Below are 14,622 nucleotides of genomic sequence, written 5' to 3'. Positions count from 1 at the left end.
GCCGGCGCAGGGGCAGACGCCGCGGGCGGGCGAGGATCAAGGGAAGGTCTGCCACCGCGCGGCCCTCATGCTATTGGCGGATGTCATCAAGGAGGATCCCGTCATCGTCCGATCCATGGAACAGTGCTTATCAATAGGAGGGACTACCGGAACCAGCGTTCCGCCCTTATCTTTAACCCTATGACGAACGACCCCGCAGGGGTCGCGCAATAGGAATAGACGCCATGAAGAAGATCCTCGGTTTGCACGCTGCTCCTCGCCCCCACTGGGTGGGCGACGGCTTCCCGGTGCGCTCGATGTTCTCCTACAACGACAAAGGCAAGAACGTCAGCCCGTTCCTGCTGCTGGATTACGCCGGCCCGGCCAAGTTCGAGCCGGCGGACCATCCGCGCGGCGTGGGCCAGCATCCCCATCGCGGCTTTGAAACCGTGACCATCGTCTACAGCGGCGAAGTCGAGCACCGCGACTCCACCGGCAACGGCGGCGTCATCGGTCCCGGCGACGTGCAATGGATGACGGCGGCCTCGGGCATCCTGCACGAGGAATTCCATTCCCCCGGGTTCACGCGGTCGGGCGGCGAGCTGGAGATGGTGCAGTTGTGGGTCAACCTGCCAGCCCGGGACAAGACCGCGCCGGCGGGTTACCAAGGCATCCTCAATGCGGACATCCCCGTGGTGGCGCTGCCGGACGATGCGGGTTCGCTGCGGGTGATCGCGGGCAGCTTCGCGGGCCAGGCCGGTCCGGCGCGCACCTTCACGCCCATGGACGTGTGGGACGTACGCCTGAATGCGGGCAAGGCCGCGACCTTCCCCATCGCCGCGGGCCGCAACAGCATGCTGGTGGTGCTGCGCGGCACGGTGCTGGTCAACGGTGAGTCCGTCGCCCGCGACGCGCATCTGGCGCTGTTCTCGCAGGACGGGGAAGACATCACGGTCGAAGCCAACAACGACGCCGTGTTCCTGGTTCTGAGCGGCGAGCCGATCGATGAGCCGGTGGTGGGATACGGTCCGTTCGTGATGAACTCGCAGGCGGAAATCGTGGAAGCCATCCAGGACTTCAACGCCGGCCGCTACGGGAAGATGCACTGACGCCACAGGGGCGGGCGCGCTCTGCCCGCCCTGGGCGTCGGCACGCGCTGTGGCTTTGGCCTCAGCCCTAGCCCTAGCCCCCTACTTTGACGGCGATTAAGCCGTGCGCGAAAAACCGTGGCCCTGGCCGCGGTTTTTTGCATTCCGCGGATAGGCAGTGCAGGAAACGGCCAGTTCCCCCCGGCCCAGGACGGGTTTTCCACCAGTCCGCCCCGCCCTGCGCAGCTTTACTATCGAAGCCTTCCAGGCTCCCACGCGGGAGGAAACCCCTGCCATGATCAACCCGACGCCGTCCGCCACCAGCCCTACCTGGCCGCCTGCCGCGCCGCGCATCGAGTCCGTCCTGGGGCTGCCGGCGCAGCAGTTGTTTGCCTCGGGCGATCTGGACGAGGCCCGCTCCATGGTCGGCCGGGTGATGCGGCCGCATCAGTTGGGCGTGGTGGGCGCAATGCAGCGCCTGGATGCGCGCATGCATCACCAGCCGCTGGGCGATGTCTCGTTGAACCGGTTGCGCTACGGCGCGCACGTCGAGATCCGCCCCGGCCCGCTGGAGGACTTCTTCCTGGTGCAGATGCCCTTGTCGGGATCGGCCCGCATCAGCAGCGGCCCCCAACAGGTGGACTCCACGCCGGATGTCGCGTCCGTGGTCAGTCCGGACGACGACCTGGCGATGCGCTGGAGCGACGACAGCGATCAGTTCATGCTTCGTGTGGCCCGCTCCCTGCTGGAGCGCACGCTGGTGGGCCAACTGGGCTGTACGCTGGATCGGCCGCTGCGCTTCCAGCTGGGATTCCGGTGGCGCGACTGCCCGGCCTGGCGCTGCCTGATGACGTATCTGCTGGATTGTTCGTCGCAGCACGCGGATCTGGCCACGCACAAGCTGATCGTGCACCAGATGGAGCAACTGGTTGCAGCCACCCTGCTGTCGGCCCACCCGCACAATTACAGCTGCGTGCCGCCCGGCCGCCGCGCCGCGGTGCTGCCGCGCCACGTGCGCAGCGTGCAGGACTACCTGCAAGCCCACGCGCACGAACCCGTCAGCGCCGAACAACTGGCCCGCATCGCGGGCGTCAGCGTGCGCAGCCTGTATGCGGGGTTCAAAGAGTTCCTGGACGTGAGCCCGATGCACTACCTGCGCGACCTGCGCATGGAGCGCGCCCGCGCCGAACTGCTGTCGGGCGAAAGCCACAACATCGCCGCCGTGGCGCTGCGCTGGGGCTTCGCGCACATGGGCCGCTTCAGCGCGGGATACAAGGCGCGGTACGGCGAAAGCCCCAGCCAGAGCCTGCGCCGTTGCGGGTGAAGACGGGCCTCGGCCTGGCCCGCACTGTGGCGGCCACGCCGCACCCGCCGCCGAAACAACACGAATGAGAATTGATATTGTTATAGTGGCGCCTGTTTCTCCGTACGGCTCGCGCTGCCATGTCACATCCCCACTCCGAGATCGAAGGCCTGTACCAGGCGCACCACGGCTGGCTGCGTGGCTGGCTGGCACGGCGGCTCAATAACGCCTGCGATGCCGCCGACCTGGCGCAGGATGCTTTTGTGCGCCTGTTGACCACGCCGCGCGGATTCGACACGCCCCAAGGCGCCCGCGCCTATCTGCGCGCCATGGGCAACGGCATGTGCATCGATCTGTGGCGGCGCCGCGAAGTCGAACGCGCCTGGCACGAGACGTTGATCCAGAGCGCGGCCGCGCCGTCGCCAGAGCAGCAGGCGATCGTGGTGGAAACACTGCTGGAAGTCGGCGCGCTGCTGCGGCGCCTGCCGCCCAACGTGGCAGAGGCGTTTGTGCTTGCACAGGTCGAGGGCCTGAAATACCGCGAAATCGCCGAACGCCTGGCCGTGTCCGAACGCATGATCAAGAAGTACCTGGCCCAGGCGCTGGTGCATTGCGCGCTGCTGGAAGCCGAGTTCGAGTCGGCCGTCCCGCACTGGACGCCGATGCTGGAGCATGAATGAACGCCGTCGCGTGGCACCAGGCCCTGCAAGAGGCGGCGGAATGGTACGTGTGCCTGCATGACGAGGACGTCTCGCCGGAAGACCGCCAAGCCTGGGACGGCTGGCTGCGCGGCCATGACCTGCATCGCGCCGCCTGGGATCAGGTGAATGCGGCCGGCCAGCGCTTTGCCGGGCTGCGCACTCACGAAGCGCCGCAAGCGCTGGCCGCCGGATTGCGCGCGGCCGCTGCACCGCTGCCCGCGCGGCGGCGCGCGCTGCGCACACTCGCCTGGATGGTGGCGGCGGGCACATCGGGCTGGCTGGCCTGGCGGCACACCCCGATGCGCGACCAGGTGCTGGCCTGGAGCGCCGACTACCGCACCCGCGTGGGTGAAATCCGGCATGTCGCATTGGCTGACCACAGCCAGCTGTGGCTTGATACCGACAGCGCCGCGGACTTTGCCATTGATGGCGCGCAACGCAGCCTGACCCTGCGGCAAGGCGCCATCGTCATTGAAACCGCACCCGACAGCGAACGGCCTTTTGTGGTCTGGACGCCCCAGGGGTCGATGCGGGCACTGGGGACGCGCTTTCTGGTCCGGCGCGATTCGGGCCAACAGATCCACCTGGCCGTATTCGACGGAGCCGTGGAAATACGCCTGGCCGCCACCGGCGAACGCCGCGTGATCCCGCGCGGCGGACAGGCGGACTTCCAGCACGACCGCATCGGTCCGTTGTCCATGGCCGACAGCGCCCAAGCAACCTGGCAGTCGGGAATGCTGACGGTCGACAACATGCGGCTGGCGGATTTCCTGGCCCAGTTGTCGCGCTACCGCCGCGGGCATCTGGCGGCGCATCCCGATGTGGCGGACCTGCGGGTGATGGGCACCTTCCCCCTTCCCGACACCGACGCCGCCCTGGCGATGCTGGGCGACGCGCTGCCCATCCGCGTGCAGCGCACCATGCCCTGGTGGGTCACGGTCGAACCGCGCTGAACGGCAGCGCGAGTTCCCCTTTTTGATTTTCGTTCGATCTGTATGGGAAGGCGCCGCGAATGCGTGGCGCCAGGAACCTACGCGATCCCTATGCCGAACCCGCCTTTTCGCCCTGCCCTGCTGCTGACCGCCCTTCTTGCCTGCGCCCCGCTCGCGCCCCTGCCCGCACTGGCGCAGCCCGCCCCGCCATCCCAAACGCTGGACTTCACGATCGCCGCCGGCCCCCTTGGCCCGGCGCTCAATCAGTTCGCCCGCCGCGCCGGCATCTACCTGGGCGGCGCGGGCGCGTTGACCGAAGGCCGCCAGACTCCCGGCCTGAACGGCCGCTACACCGTGGAGCAAGGGCTGGCTCAGCTCCTGTCCGGCGCCGGGCTGGAAGCGCGTGAAAGCGCGCCGGGACGCTATGTGCTGCACCCGATCGCCGGCACCGCGACGCTGGAGCCCGTCACCGTGACCGGCGCCCATGACGGCGCGGGCGCTTTCGTGGCCGAAGACAGCGTCAGCGCCACCAAGACCGATATCCCACTGATGGAAACCCCGCGTTCTGTCAGCGTGGTGACCCGCGCGCAACTGGACGCGCGCGGCGTGGTGACCATGCCCGAAGCCGTGCGCTATTCCGCCGGTGTCGGCACCGGCAGCGCGGGCTTCGACCCGCGTTTCGACCAGATCTCGATCCGGGGCTTTCCCGTCAACACCACGGGCGACTATCTGGACGGCCTGCGCCAGACGCCGGGATCCTACGCCTACTTCCGTACCGACCCCTACGCGCTGGAGCGCGTCGACATCGTCAAAGGCCCGATGTCGGTACTGTACGGCCAGGGCACGCCCGGCGGCCTGGTCAACCGGGTATCCAAGCGTCCGCTCGACGAGCCCCTGCGCGAAATCATGGTGATGGGCGGCACCAAGGACCGCAAGCAGGTCGCCTTCGATATCGCCGACCACTTCAACGAGGAAGGCACGGCGCGCTTCCGGCTGACCGGCTTGACGCGGCGCGGCGACCACGACCGCATGATCGCTGACGACCGCGACGTGTTTGCGCCAGCCTTCGACTTCAAGCTTGGCGACAAGACCACCCTGACGGTGCTGGGGCAGTACATCCGCGATGAAACGGACGCCAACGTCGGGATGTATACGGATGAGAACGGCAAGGTCACGCATATCCGGGTCAGCGACCCGCGTTACGACCGCCAGCGCCAGACCCAGTACCAGCTGGGCTACGAGCTGGCCTATCGGCATGACGATGCGCTGACCCTGCGCCAGCAGGTCCGCTACGGCCACATCGACCTGGACGCGCGCTATCTGTCCGGTGCTGGCCTGCAACCCGGCACGCGCCTGTTGAACCGCAACGCCTGGTCAGTGGAAAGCTCGGTGCAGAACGTGCTGGTCGACAACAACGCCCAGGTGCGCGTGGATACGGGCAACGCCAAGCACCAGTTCCTGGCGGGATTCGACTATCAGCGGCTGAACTGGGATCAGGGCGTGGGCCTGCTGGCTACCGGCTATCCGGCGCTGGACCTGGACAACCCGAAATACGGCTACGTGCCCGGCCCGACGCCGCCCTACAACCTGGTGTCGGTCGACCAGCGCAATACGCAATACGGCGTTTACCTGTCGGATCAGGTCAGCATCGGCAACTGGCGCCTGAACCTGGGCGGGCGCTACGACATCGCGCAGCTGCATTCGCAAGACCGCCTTAACGGCGGCGACCCGACGCGCAAGAAGGACAACGCCTTCACCTGGCAAGCCGGCGCGCTCTACCTGAGCGACAGCGGCCTGGCGCCATACGTCAGCTACGTGACCTCGTTTGCGCCCAACACCAGCCTGGATGCCGCCGGCAAACCGCTGGATCCGACACACGGCGCGCAGATCGAAGCCGGCGTGAAGTATCAGCCGCAAGGCAGCCATAGCTACGTGACGTTGGCCGCTTATCAGATCAAGGAGAAGGATGCCGTGCGCGTCGTGCCGGCAACCCCCTATTCGGAATTGGCGGGCGGGATCCGCTCGCGCGGCGTCGAGCTCGAGGCGGTGGCGCAGTTGCAGACCGGCCTGCAACTGGTGGCCAACTACAGCTACAACCGCGGCAAGGTCACCGACAGCAACAATCCCGCTGAAATCGGCAAGACGCCCAGCTACCAGCCGCGCCACAGCGCCGCGATGTGGCTGGACTATCGCCTGCCGCAAGGTCCGCTGGCGGGCCTGGGGCTGGGCGCGGGCGTGCGCTACGTGGGCAGCAGTTACGGCAACGCGCAGAACACCATGCATAACGACGCCTCGACGCTGTTCGACCTGGCGTTGAGCTACGAGCCCGGGTATCAGCATCCCGCGCTCAAGGGTTGGATGGCGATGCTGAGCGTCCAGAACGTCGCCGACAAAGAAACCACCGTCTGCGACGGCGGCTACTGCTACCTGGGCGTCGGCCGCCAGATCATGGGCAGCCTGAGGTACCGCTGGTGAAGGACCTGAGCCGCCGCCGCTGGCTGACGGGCGCCGCCGCGCTGGCCGCCTGGCCGGCATTTGCCTCGCGGCCGGCGATTGCCGCCCAGCGAGCCCGCCTGCCCGACACCCAGCAGTTCGACCTGGATGCGCCGGGCGGCGCCTACCGCATCCAGGTGCTGACGCCGCGCCGCAAGCCCCGGCGCGCCGCCGGCCACCCGGTGCTGTATCTGCTGGACGGCAACGCCTTCTTCGGCGCCTATTACGATGCCGCACGGCTGCAGGACGATTTGGCGGGCGACGCGATCGTGGTCGCCGTCGGCTATCCCAGCGACGGACCATTCGACTTCCTGCGCCGTTCCTACGACTTTTCGCCGCCTTTGCCGCCCGGCACCGTCGCACCCGCCGGCCAACCGCCGCTGGGCGGCGAACTGGCGCTGCATGCGTTCCTGGCCGACGTGCTGCTGCCGGACATCGCCACGCGCTTTCCTGTCGATACGCGCCGGCAGATCCTGCTGGGCCATTCGTTTGGCGGCATGTACGCATTGGCCATGCTGTACGCCCGCCCGGCCCTGTTCGGGCAGATCGTGGCGATAAGCCCGTCCATCTGGTGGCAGGATCACTACCTGCTGGCGCGTGAACGCGAGTTCGTGGCGCGCGCGCGGGCGGCAGAGTTCTCGCTGAGCAACAAGCGCCTGCTGCTGATCGCGGGCGGCGCGGAAAGCCCGCAAACCATCCAGGAAACGCGATCGCTTGCACAACGCCTGGACACGGCCTTGTCCGGCCACGGACTCGGTGTCGACTATGCGGAACTGCCCGGCGAAACCCACATGTCGGTGCCGGTGGCCGCCGCCACGGCCGTGCTGCGGCATGTGCTGACCGCGCGCTGGTCATAGGGCGGCCAGCGGCGCCGAAACCCCGGCCTTAGAACGGGATCGCCAGCTTCACGTACAGCTGCGAGCCTTCTGGCCGGTTCTTCACCTTGAATTCCTGCTGCCATTTGGCGGTGAACAGCCAGCCCTTGTCGTTCAGGTAACGCACCGATGGGCCGACCCCGAACGCGCGCGCCCGACCCGCGGCGCTGTTCGGTCCGTTGTCGTCCGTCACTTGCTGGAAGGCGTGCCCGCCTACCCCCAGCACCCAACCTTTGCCCACGCCCCAGCCCAAGGCGTAGTCGGCGTGGATCGCCTGCCCGGAACGGGTGTCCGTGGCGGTGTTGCGGAAGTTGAAGTCGTACATCAGCTTCAGGTCGGCGTTGAAGCCGTCCGGGCTGATGCGGCTAAGCGCGAACACAGGCTGGGCGGTCCAGTAGTTCTTGCCCAGGCTGGACGGGTCTTTGCGGTCGTACTCCCCGGTGGGCGCATACATGTCCAGTCCGACCACGTAATGCAGCGTTGGCGACACGTGATATCCCAGCGCCACGCCCAGCGTCATGTCGCCCAGGCCGGTGCTGCGGTAGCGCTCGCCGGCGGCCTTGAACGTGACGTCCAGGAGCGGCGCGATCGCGTGGAAAGCCAGTTGCCCGCCCATCACCTGCTGCTCGGTCACCCAGATCAGGCGCGGCGCCAGCACGTTGACGTCGACCTTGAAGCCGGGCACCGGCACGCGTTCGCCGTCGTTGCCGCGCAGCGTGTCGTAGCGCGCCCCGCCGCCGTAGACCAGCATGTGCACGCCGGGCGGGGGCAACGCGCCCGACATGAAGTTCTCAAGGCCGTCGGGGTAGATGCCCAGCCCGCCGCCCTCGGTGGCCTGGGCCGCCGTGCCCGCCAGCGCCAATGCCACGGCACAGGCCAGCCGCCGGCGTTCAAGGTGTCTGCTCATGTTCCGCTCCTGCCCCCGCGGGGCGCCAGATGTTGCGCGACGAGATAGCCGGAACCGCCGCCCAGGCCGGGGCCTGGATGAGTGGCGGCGCCGATGTGGAAAAGGTTGTAGAGCGGCGTCCGATGCGTACGCGCGCCCTGGCTGCCGGCAAAGGGCCGCAACCAGAAGAATTGGTCGGGCGAGCACACGCCCGAATACGGATCACCGCCCACCAGGTTGCAGTTCAGGGCTTCAAGATCGGCCGGGCAATAGCTGCGGCGGCCGACGATGCGCTGCGCCAGCCCCGGCATGACCGGCTCCAGCCGCGCCTGCACGCGGTCGGCGACCGCCTCGCGCAGCGTGGCGTTCCAGCGCCCGTCTTCGGGTGCGGCGATCTCGCCGGCCGCGTCGCCTTTGATGCGCACCGGCAGCTCCTGCATCTGCACCCACAGGATCCAGCCGCCTGCCGGGGCGCGTGACGGGTCCACCGCAACGGGCTGGCCGATGGCCAGCGTGGGGCGCGCCGGCAACAGGCCGTTGTTGGCTTCGGTCACCGACGCGCACACCTGCTCCATGCTCTCGGTCAGATGCACCAGCGGCACATGGCGCAGTTCGGGAGTCAACCAGTCCGGTGGCGCGTTCAGCGCGAAATGGATCTGCATGCCCCCGCGGCCGTACCGGTAGCCGGCGGCGCGCTGACGCAGAGGTTCAGGCGCGTCAGGCAGCAGCTGGCCGTACAGTTGCCCCGGCGTCACGTTGCAGACCACCGCCTCGGCCGCGCGGTATTCGCGTCCGCCCGCCACCACGCCGACCGCGCGGCGACGGCGGCCCTCGCCGCGGGTCAGCACGCGCTCTACCGCCGTGCCGGTCAGCAACCGGCCGCCGTGCCGCTCGATCACTTTCGCCAACGCCTCCACCACGCCGCTGCCCCCGCCCTTGACCACCGGCATGCCGCCGGCCACGACCGCCGCGAACGTCAGCTTGCCGATCAAGGCGGAACACGCGTCATCGGGGCCCAGCCCCGTATGCAGCACCCACGGCGCAATCAGCGCGCGGGCCGCGTCAGACCGCAATTCGCGTTCCGCCCAGCGGCGGAACGGTTCCAGGGACGCGGCGGCAAAGGCGGCCAGGCCGTCCATGCCGCGCTTGCGCCATTCCTTGAACAGCAGCTTGAGCATGCCCGCGCCGTACGGGTTTTGCCCCAGCATCCCGAACGTCAGCGCGGCGTCCTCGCCGAACAGCCGTTGCGCCATGGCGGCAAATGCCGCGCCATCGCCCGGCGCCCAGGCGTCCAGCCGCCGCGCGCTGTCCTGGATGTCCTGCTTGAAAGCCAACCCTGAACCGTCGGGCCGCACCAGTCCGGTCGTGTACTCGCCTTGCAGGAATTCAAGGCCGGCTTCGGCCAGGGCGGGCTTTAGCGCCGCGTAGGCCGGGCTGCCCACAAACAGCGGATACCAGCACGACAGCACGTCGTGGCGGTAGCCGGGGAACAGTTCTTCGGTGCGGATGCATCCGCCCAACCGGTCGTTGCGCTCCAGCACCAGCACCGACTTGCCGCGTTGCGCCAACAGCGCGGCGCACACCAGCGAATTCATCCCGCTGCCGACGATGACGACCTGCGCGTCTGACTCTGTGGCCATGAATCACTCCAACAGGAAAGGCCGCTACGCGGCGGTCAGCGCCGTGAAGCGCCCGGCATGGAACACCAGCGGCGTCGCCGCCACGCTGGCCACGCGCAGCACGCGGCCGAACAGCAGCAGGTGGTCGCCGGCCGCGTTCTGCTGGTCGTTCGCGCACACCAGCGTGGCGACGGCGCCGGCGATGGCTGGCACACCCTCCGGCACTTCATGCAGTGGCGTGCCGTCGAACTTGTCGGCCACCGCCGAACTGGCGAATCGCATCGCCAGCGCTTCCTGGCCGCACGCCAGCACGCTGATGGTGAAATGGCTGCAATCGCGGAACGCCGCCAGATTGGGCGAATGGTTCACCAGGCTCCACAGCACCAGCGGCGGGTCCAGCGACAGCGAGGCGAACGAATTGATGGTCAGGCCGACCTTGCGGCCGTCCGGGCAGCGCGTGGCCACGATCGCCACGCCGGTCGGGTAGCTGCCCAGCACGCCACGCAGGACCTTGGGGTGCAGGTCGGTGCTGCCCCAGTCCAGCGGCGCCGTCATGCCGCCGCCCGCGCCGCCTTCGAGGCGATGAACGCTTCGCAGGCCAATTCGTCACGCCACCACGGGAAGAACGACGGCGGATGGTTGAAACCATTGGCGACGGCGCTGGCCAGCGCCGGTGAATCCTCGGCAGCCTTCAGTAGTTTGAGCAGATGCGGCGCGGGCGGCATCAGCATCGAATTGGTCCATTCCACCACCGCGCCGCCGTAGTCCCAGAAGCGTTCGAAGGTCTGCTGCATCCATTCGGCCGTAAAGGCGGCGTCGCCATGCGCCAGGATCGCCTCCAGATACACGGCGCACGCCTTGGTCGCGTTGTTGGAGCCCTGTCCGGTGATCGGGTCGTTGGTCACCACGGCGTCGCCCAGGCCGAACACCAGGCGGCCCGACGGCAAGGTCATCACCGGCTTGCGCACCGTAGGCGCGAAACTGCCGGCCAGGATGCCGTTGGCGTCCGTCAGCTCTACCGCCTTGCAGCGGTCGGCCTCCCAGGGCAGGTAGGTGCGCAAGATATCCAGGCTTTGCGCCAGGTGCGCCTGCGGCGACTTGATGTCGCGCCAGCAATCCATCGGCCCGCCGGGGATTCCTTCGAACACCATGATCTCGCAGGGTCCGCCCGTCGTCAGCGCCGGGAACACGAAGTACTCGCCTACGCCAGGAATCAGGTTGAAGGCGACCCGCGAGTAGTCGGGCGCCGGGCGCATGCCGGCGACGTAGGTCAGCGCCAGCGCGCGCTGCGGCCGATCGAATTGCGACCGTTGCGCGTCCCGTTCGAACAACTTGACGACATCGCCCTTGCCCGCGGCCAGCAGCACCAGATCATGCGATGCGGCCAGCAGTTCCAGTTCGCCTACGCCGCCGTCCTGGATCAGCAGCCTGCCGCCGCGAGCCTCGAACAGTTCCATCCATGCCGGCATCTTGATGCGCTGGTCCACCGCCTGCGCGGCGTTGTCCAGGCGCGCGGCCCAGTCGATCAGCTTGTAGCCGGGCTGCTCGGGATGCGGCACGGCCAGCCCGATGCCGTCGACGGTCGGACAGTCGGTTTCCCACTGGTTCAGCCCCAGGTCGCGTTCGATCTGCAGCGACGCATCGAACATGCATTGGCTGGACATCACTTTGCCGTTGCGGATGTTGTCCGGGTCGCGATTCGTGACCACGGTGACCTCGTACCCTTTGTCCAACAGCCCCAACGCCAGGGGCAGTCCGGCCTGGCCGCCGCCCACGATCGCGATTCGACGCATCATCCCTCTCCTTTCGTTTGCATTGCCCGCCGCCCTTGCCGCGGGCCTGTTCATGGCCCGTTACTGCGCCAGACGGGGAATCGCCGGCCGCGCCTGCTCCGGCCCCATGGCCGAGTAGCCGCCATCCACCGCGTAATCAGCGCCGGTGACGAAACTGGCGTGGTCCGACAGCAGGAACGCGACCACCTCGGCCACTTCGGCCGGATCGCCGGCGCGCCCCAGCAAGTGATAGTCGGCGGCCACGCGGTCGGTCTTGGCGCGGTCGCCTTGCGTCAGTTCGTCCATCACGCGCGACCACGTCCAGCCCGGCGATACGGAATTAACGCGGATGCGGTCGGCGGCGTAGTCCATGGCCAGGCTGCGCGTGACCTGCAGCAGCGCCGCCTTGGACACCGGATACAGCCAGCGGCCGGTCTGCGCGACGCGCGACGAGATGCTGGTGAAATTGACGATGGCGCCGCCGCCGGCGGCCAGCAGATGGGGATGGACCGCGCGGGCCGCCATCACGGCGCTCACGACGTTGATGTCCAGCGCCCGCAGCCAATCGGCGCGGCCGGATGCGGCGCCATCGTCCAGGTAGGTCGCGGCCAGGTTGACCAGATAATCGATGCGGCCAAAGTGGGACGCGGCCTCGGCCACGCCACGCGCCAACTGCGTGTCGTCCGAGATGTCCACTTGCCAGAAGCGCGTGACGGCCTTGTCCGCCCCGGCCACGCGTTCGCCGTTGGCGGCGTCGATGTCGAACAGCGCCACGCGCACGCCCTTGTCGCGCAGCGCCTGGACCACGCCCGCGCCGATCAGCGTGGCGCCGCCGGTCACGATGGCAACCTTGTCTTGCAGACCCTTCATCGCATCACCTCCGCATTGCTGACTGAGTGAGGCGAATACTGATGCCGCGCGTCGTGGCGGGCGTAGCCGGATCCGGCAGCCGCTATCCGCGGACTGCGCTTATTCGAGGGAAAAGGGATGCCGGTGGAACTTGATGGCCGGAAACCGCAGCCGCTGTCCGCTTTCTGCCAAGGCGCCGCCTGGGGCGGCAGCGCCCGATGCGCGCCGCGCTAGCCGGTGCGCCGCCAGACGCTGGCCAGCCAGGGCTGCTGGTCGCGGGGCAGTCCCTCCGGGCGGTAGTAGTGTTCCAGCGCTTCGAAGCCGGCGTCCATGAGCAGGCTGCGCCAGCCGTCCAGGTCGTGATAGACGCCGTAGCGCCCGCGATTCCATCCTTCCTGATTGCCGCCGCGCGGGTTGGAGCTGAACAGCACGCCGCCCGGCTTCAGCGCGGCGCGCAGCGCGCGCAACACCTGGGGCAGTTCCTGGCCGGGCACATGGAACAGCACGGCATTGGCGAAGATGCCGTCAAAGCGTTCGGCGGGCAGCGCCAGTTTCAGGAAGTCCTGGTGCCAGACTTCGCAGCCGCTGGCCGCGCGCGCCATGTCGACAAAGCTGGGCGTGCCGTCCAGCCCCACCGGCCGATGGCCCAGCGCGACGAAGGTCTTCAAGTCGCGGCCGGGGCCGCATCCCAGGTCCAGGATGTCGTAGGGCGGCGCGCCCTGGATGTGCCGCAGCAAGGCGGCGATGTTCTGGCTGACGTCGTGGTCGCGCGTGCCGGCCTCGAACGACTCCGCGTTCTCTTCATAGTGCGCGAGCGTCAGCGCGCTGATCTTGGCAAGGTCTTCCGGGTCCAGTTTCATGAAGCCATTGTGCCTCGTTCCGCCATGCCCCGCAGTTCGATCTGCGCACGCGCCCGGCAAGCGGCCTGCTGCAACCGTTCCACCAGCACCGCCCGCGGCGGCAAGGCGGTCAGATACTCCGCCACGTGTATGCCTGACTTGTCCAGTTCCAAGAGCTCGATTTGCTCGGACTTCTTGCCCGCGCAAAGGATGATGCCGAGCGGCGCGGCTTCCTCGGGCTCGCGCTCGAATTTATCCAGCCACCGCAGGTAAAGCTCCATCTGGTCTTTGTAGGCCGCCTTGAACTCATCCACCTTCAACTCCACCGCCACCAGCCGGCGCAACTTGCGGTTGTAGAACAGCAGGTCAAGGTAAAAATCCTCGTCGTCGATCTGGATGCGCTTTTGCCGGGCCACAAAGGTAAAACCCGCGCCCAGTTCAAGCAGGAAGGATTCCATGTCGCGAATGATGGCCGCTTCCAGGTCGCTTTCCTGCCAGGTGTCGCGCAGTTCTAAAAAGTCGAGGATATAGGGATCGCGCATCACCAGACTGGGCGACATCCGCTGCGCATTGCGCAGGGATTCCAATTCCTGTGCAACCAGCCTGTCCGGTTGACGGGATAATGCGGTGCGCTCGTAGAGCATTGAGCCGATCCGCTCGCGCAGCGTTCTGACGCTCCAGCGATCGGCGCTGGCTATCTGCGCGTAAAAGTCTCGCTGAAGGGGATCTTTTAAAGGGATCAGCGCGATAAAGTGCGTCCAGCTCAATTGTCGTATCAGTGATACGACAATCTTTTCATCTGGGAACGCGACCGCAAACTGCACCATGCGGCGCAGGTTTTTCACGGCGAAGCCGACTCCGTAGCCCTTGACCAATTGCGCCGCCAGCGCCGCGAGCAGTCCCACCCCATAGTCAGCCCGCCGCCCCGCCAGAACTTGCGTATGAATGCGATGGCCGATGCGCCAGTAGAGCATTGTCAGTTCACTGTTGACCGCAGACGCCGCGCGCTGGCGAGCCGCTTCGATCATCGCCTTGATATCGCCAAGCAACGCTGCGGATTCCGCAAGCGGTGAGCCCGCTGCCATTTCCACGGTCTGCGTCGACGCTTGTGCCGCATCGCCCACGACTCGTTCCCGCTTCGGTTTCGCCACAATGACCCCTTAAATACCCCGCTGGCTCGCAATGCCCCAGGGAAAAGTCATCATGAAATAGAAAAGCCCGCGTGCCTATGCTGAACTGACCCCCGCAAGTTGGACGGTCAGAGCTAAGGTCCGAAGGCCTGAACT

The 14,622-nt window shown here is 67.5% G+C and carries 13 protein-coding genes; 6 read left to right on the top strand and 7 right to left on the bottom strand.

Annotated elements, in window-relative coordinates:
* Positions 1–224 precede the first annotated feature (224 nt).
* The 6 genes from ACO6D5_RS27240 to ACO6D5_RS27215 all read left to right on the top strand — a co-directional run bounded on the left by ACO6D5_RS27240 (position 225) and on the right by ACO6D5_RS27215 (position 7,353).
* Complete coding sequence (locus tag ACO6D5_RS27240) at positions 225–1,088, top strand: pirin family protein (protein WP_485827110.1); 864 nt, start codon at positions 225–227, stop codon at positions 1,086–1,088.
* 274 nt (positions 1,089–1,362) lie between these two features.
* Positions 1,363–2,391 (top strand): AraC-like ligand-binding domain-containing protein, encoded by a 1,029-nt coding sequence (locus ACO6D5_RS27235; protein WP_315847004.1) that lies wholly within the window; start codon positions 1,363–1,365, stop codon positions 2,389–2,391.
* Positions 2,392–2,510: 119 nt separating this feature from the next.
* Complete coding sequence (locus ACO6D5_RS27230; protein WP_315847003.1) at positions 2,511–3,050, top strand: sigma-70 family RNA polymerase sigma factor; 540 nt, start codon at positions 2,511–2,513, stop codon at positions 3,048–3,050.
* Entirely contained in the window at positions 3,047–4,024 is a 978-nt protein-coding gene (locus tag ACO6D5_RS27225; protein WP_485827109.1) for a FecR domain-containing protein, read from the top strand. Before ACO6D5_RS27230 ends, ACO6D5_RS27225 begins: the two co-directional genes overlap by 4 nt.
* Before the next feature lie 90 nt (positions 4,025–4,114).
* The gene (locus ACO6D5_RS27220; RefSeq protein ID WP_485827108.1) at positions 4,115–6,478 is read left to right on the top strand and encodes a TonB-dependent siderophore receptor; all 2,364 of its coding nucleotides are present in this window, start codon (positions 4,115–4,117) and stop codon (positions 6,476–6,478) included.
* The gene (locus ACO6D5_RS27215; RefSeq protein WP_485827107.1) at positions 6,475–7,353 is read left to right on the top strand and encodes an alpha/beta hydrolase; all 879 of its coding nucleotides are present in this window, start codon (positions 6,475–6,477) and stop codon (positions 7,351–7,353) included. The genes ACO6D5_RS27220 and ACO6D5_RS27215 overlap by 4 nt, the downstream gene beginning before the upstream one ends.
* A 28-nt stretch (positions 7,354–7,381) precedes the next feature.
* Here the strand turns inward: ACO6D5_RS27215 and ACO6D5_RS27210 are convergent, their stop codons facing one another.
* The 7 genes from ACO6D5_RS27210 to ACO6D5_RS27180 form a co-directional block, all read right to left on the bottom strand.
* Entirely contained in the window at positions 7,382–8,278 is an 897-nt protein-coding gene (locus ACO6D5_RS27210) for a SphA family protein (RefSeq protein ID WP_315846999.1), read from the bottom strand.
* Complete coding sequence (locus ACO6D5_RS27205; protein ID WP_485827106.1) at positions 8,275–9,897, bottom strand: phytoene desaturase family protein; 1,623 nt, start codon at positions 9,895–9,897, stop codon at positions 8,275–8,277. The genes ACO6D5_RS27210 and ACO6D5_RS27205 overlap by 4 nt, the downstream gene beginning before the upstream one ends.
* Before the next feature lie 24 nt (positions 9,898–9,921).
* Positions 9,922–10,431, bottom strand: coding sequence for a flavin reductase family protein (locus ACO6D5_RS27200; RefSeq protein WP_006224219.1), 510 nt, complete (start codon positions 10,429–10,431; stop codon positions 9,922–9,924).
* Positions 10,428–11,669 (bottom strand): styrene monooxygenase/indole monooxygenase family protein, encoded by a 1,242-nt coding sequence (locus ACO6D5_RS27195; protein ID WP_485827112.1) that lies wholly within the window; start codon positions 11,667–11,669, stop codon positions 10,428–10,430. The genes ACO6D5_RS27200 and ACO6D5_RS27195 overlap by 4 nt, the downstream gene beginning before the upstream one ends.
* 60 nt (positions 11,670–11,729) lie before the next feature.
* The gene (locus tag ACO6D5_RS27190; RefSeq protein ID WP_485827105.1) at positions 11,730–12,518 is read right to left on the bottom strand and encodes an SDR family oxidoreductase; all 789 of its coding nucleotides are present in this window, start codon (positions 12,516–12,518) and stop codon (positions 11,730–11,732) included.
* A gap of 209 nt (positions 12,519–12,727) precedes the next feature.
* Complete coding sequence (locus tag ACO6D5_RS27185) at positions 12,728–13,357, bottom strand: class I SAM-dependent DNA methyltransferase (RefSeq protein ID WP_485827104.1); 630 nt, start codon at positions 13,355–13,357, stop codon at positions 12,728–12,730.
* Complete coding sequence (locus ACO6D5_RS27180; protein ID WP_485827111.1) at positions 13,354–14,421, bottom strand: PDDEXK nuclease domain-containing protein; 1,068 nt, start codon at positions 14,419–14,421, stop codon at positions 13,354–13,356. Before ACO6D5_RS27180 ends, ACO6D5_RS27185 begins: the two co-directional genes overlap by 4 nt.
* Between the last annotated feature and the right edge of the window lie 201 nt (positions 14,422–14,622).

The organism is Achromobacter sp. (assembly GCF_057314935.1).
Note: the sequence above shows the minus strand (reverse complement) of the source record. Positions and strands in the feature narration are given on the sequence as shown.

Excerpts from the sequence above, each read along its gene's own strand:
- ACO6D5_RS27240 (WP_485827110.1), top strand. The coding sequence starts at position 225 with ATGAAGAAGATCCTCGGTTTGCACGCTGCTCCTCGCCCCCACTGGGTG.
- ACO6D5_RS27235 (WP_315847004.1), top strand. The coding sequence starts at position 1,363 with ATGATCAACCCGACGCCGTCCGCCACCAGCCCTACCTGGCCGCCTGCC.
- ACO6D5_RS27230 (WP_315847003.1), top strand. The coding sequence starts at position 2,511 with ATGTCACATCCCCACTCCGAGATCGAAGGCCTGTACCAGGCGCACCAC.
- ACO6D5_RS27225 (WP_485827109.1), top strand. The coding sequence starts at position 3,047 with ATGAACGCCGTCGCGTGGCACCAGGCCCTGCAAGAGGCGGCGGAATGG.
- ACO6D5_RS27220 (WP_485827108.1), top strand. The coding sequence starts at position 4,115 with ATGCCGAACCCGCCTTTTCGCCCTGCCCTGCTGCTGACCGCCCTTCTT.
- ACO6D5_RS27210 (WP_315846999.1), bottom strand. The coding sequence starts at position 8,278 with ATGAGCAGACACCTTGAACGCCGGCGGCTGGCCTGTGCCGTGGCATTG.
- ACO6D5_RS27205 (WP_485827106.1), bottom strand. The coding sequence starts at position 9,897 with ATGGCCACAGAGTCAGACGCGCAGGTCGTCATCGTCGGCAGCGGGATG.
- ACO6D5_RS27200 (WP_006224219.1), bottom strand. The coding sequence starts at position 10,431 with ATGACGGCGCCGCTGGACTGGGGCAGCACCGACCTGCACCCCAAGGTC.
- ACO6D5_RS27195 (WP_485827112.1), bottom strand. The coding sequence starts at position 11,669 with ATGCGTCGAATCGCGATCGTGGGCGGCGGCCAGGCCGGACTGCCCCTG.
- ACO6D5_RS27190 (WP_485827105.1), bottom strand. The coding sequence starts at position 12,518 with ATGAAGGGTCTGCAAGACAAGGTTGCCATCGTGACCGGCGGCGCCACG.
- ACO6D5_RS27185 (WP_485827104.1), bottom strand. The coding sequence starts at position 13,357 with ATGAAACTGGACCCGGAAGACCTTGCCAAGATCAGCGCGCTGACGCTC.
- ACO6D5_RS27180 (WP_485827111.1), bottom strand. The coding sequence starts at position 14,421 with ATGGCAGCGGGCTCACCGCTTGCGGAATCCGCAGCGTTGCTTGGCGAT.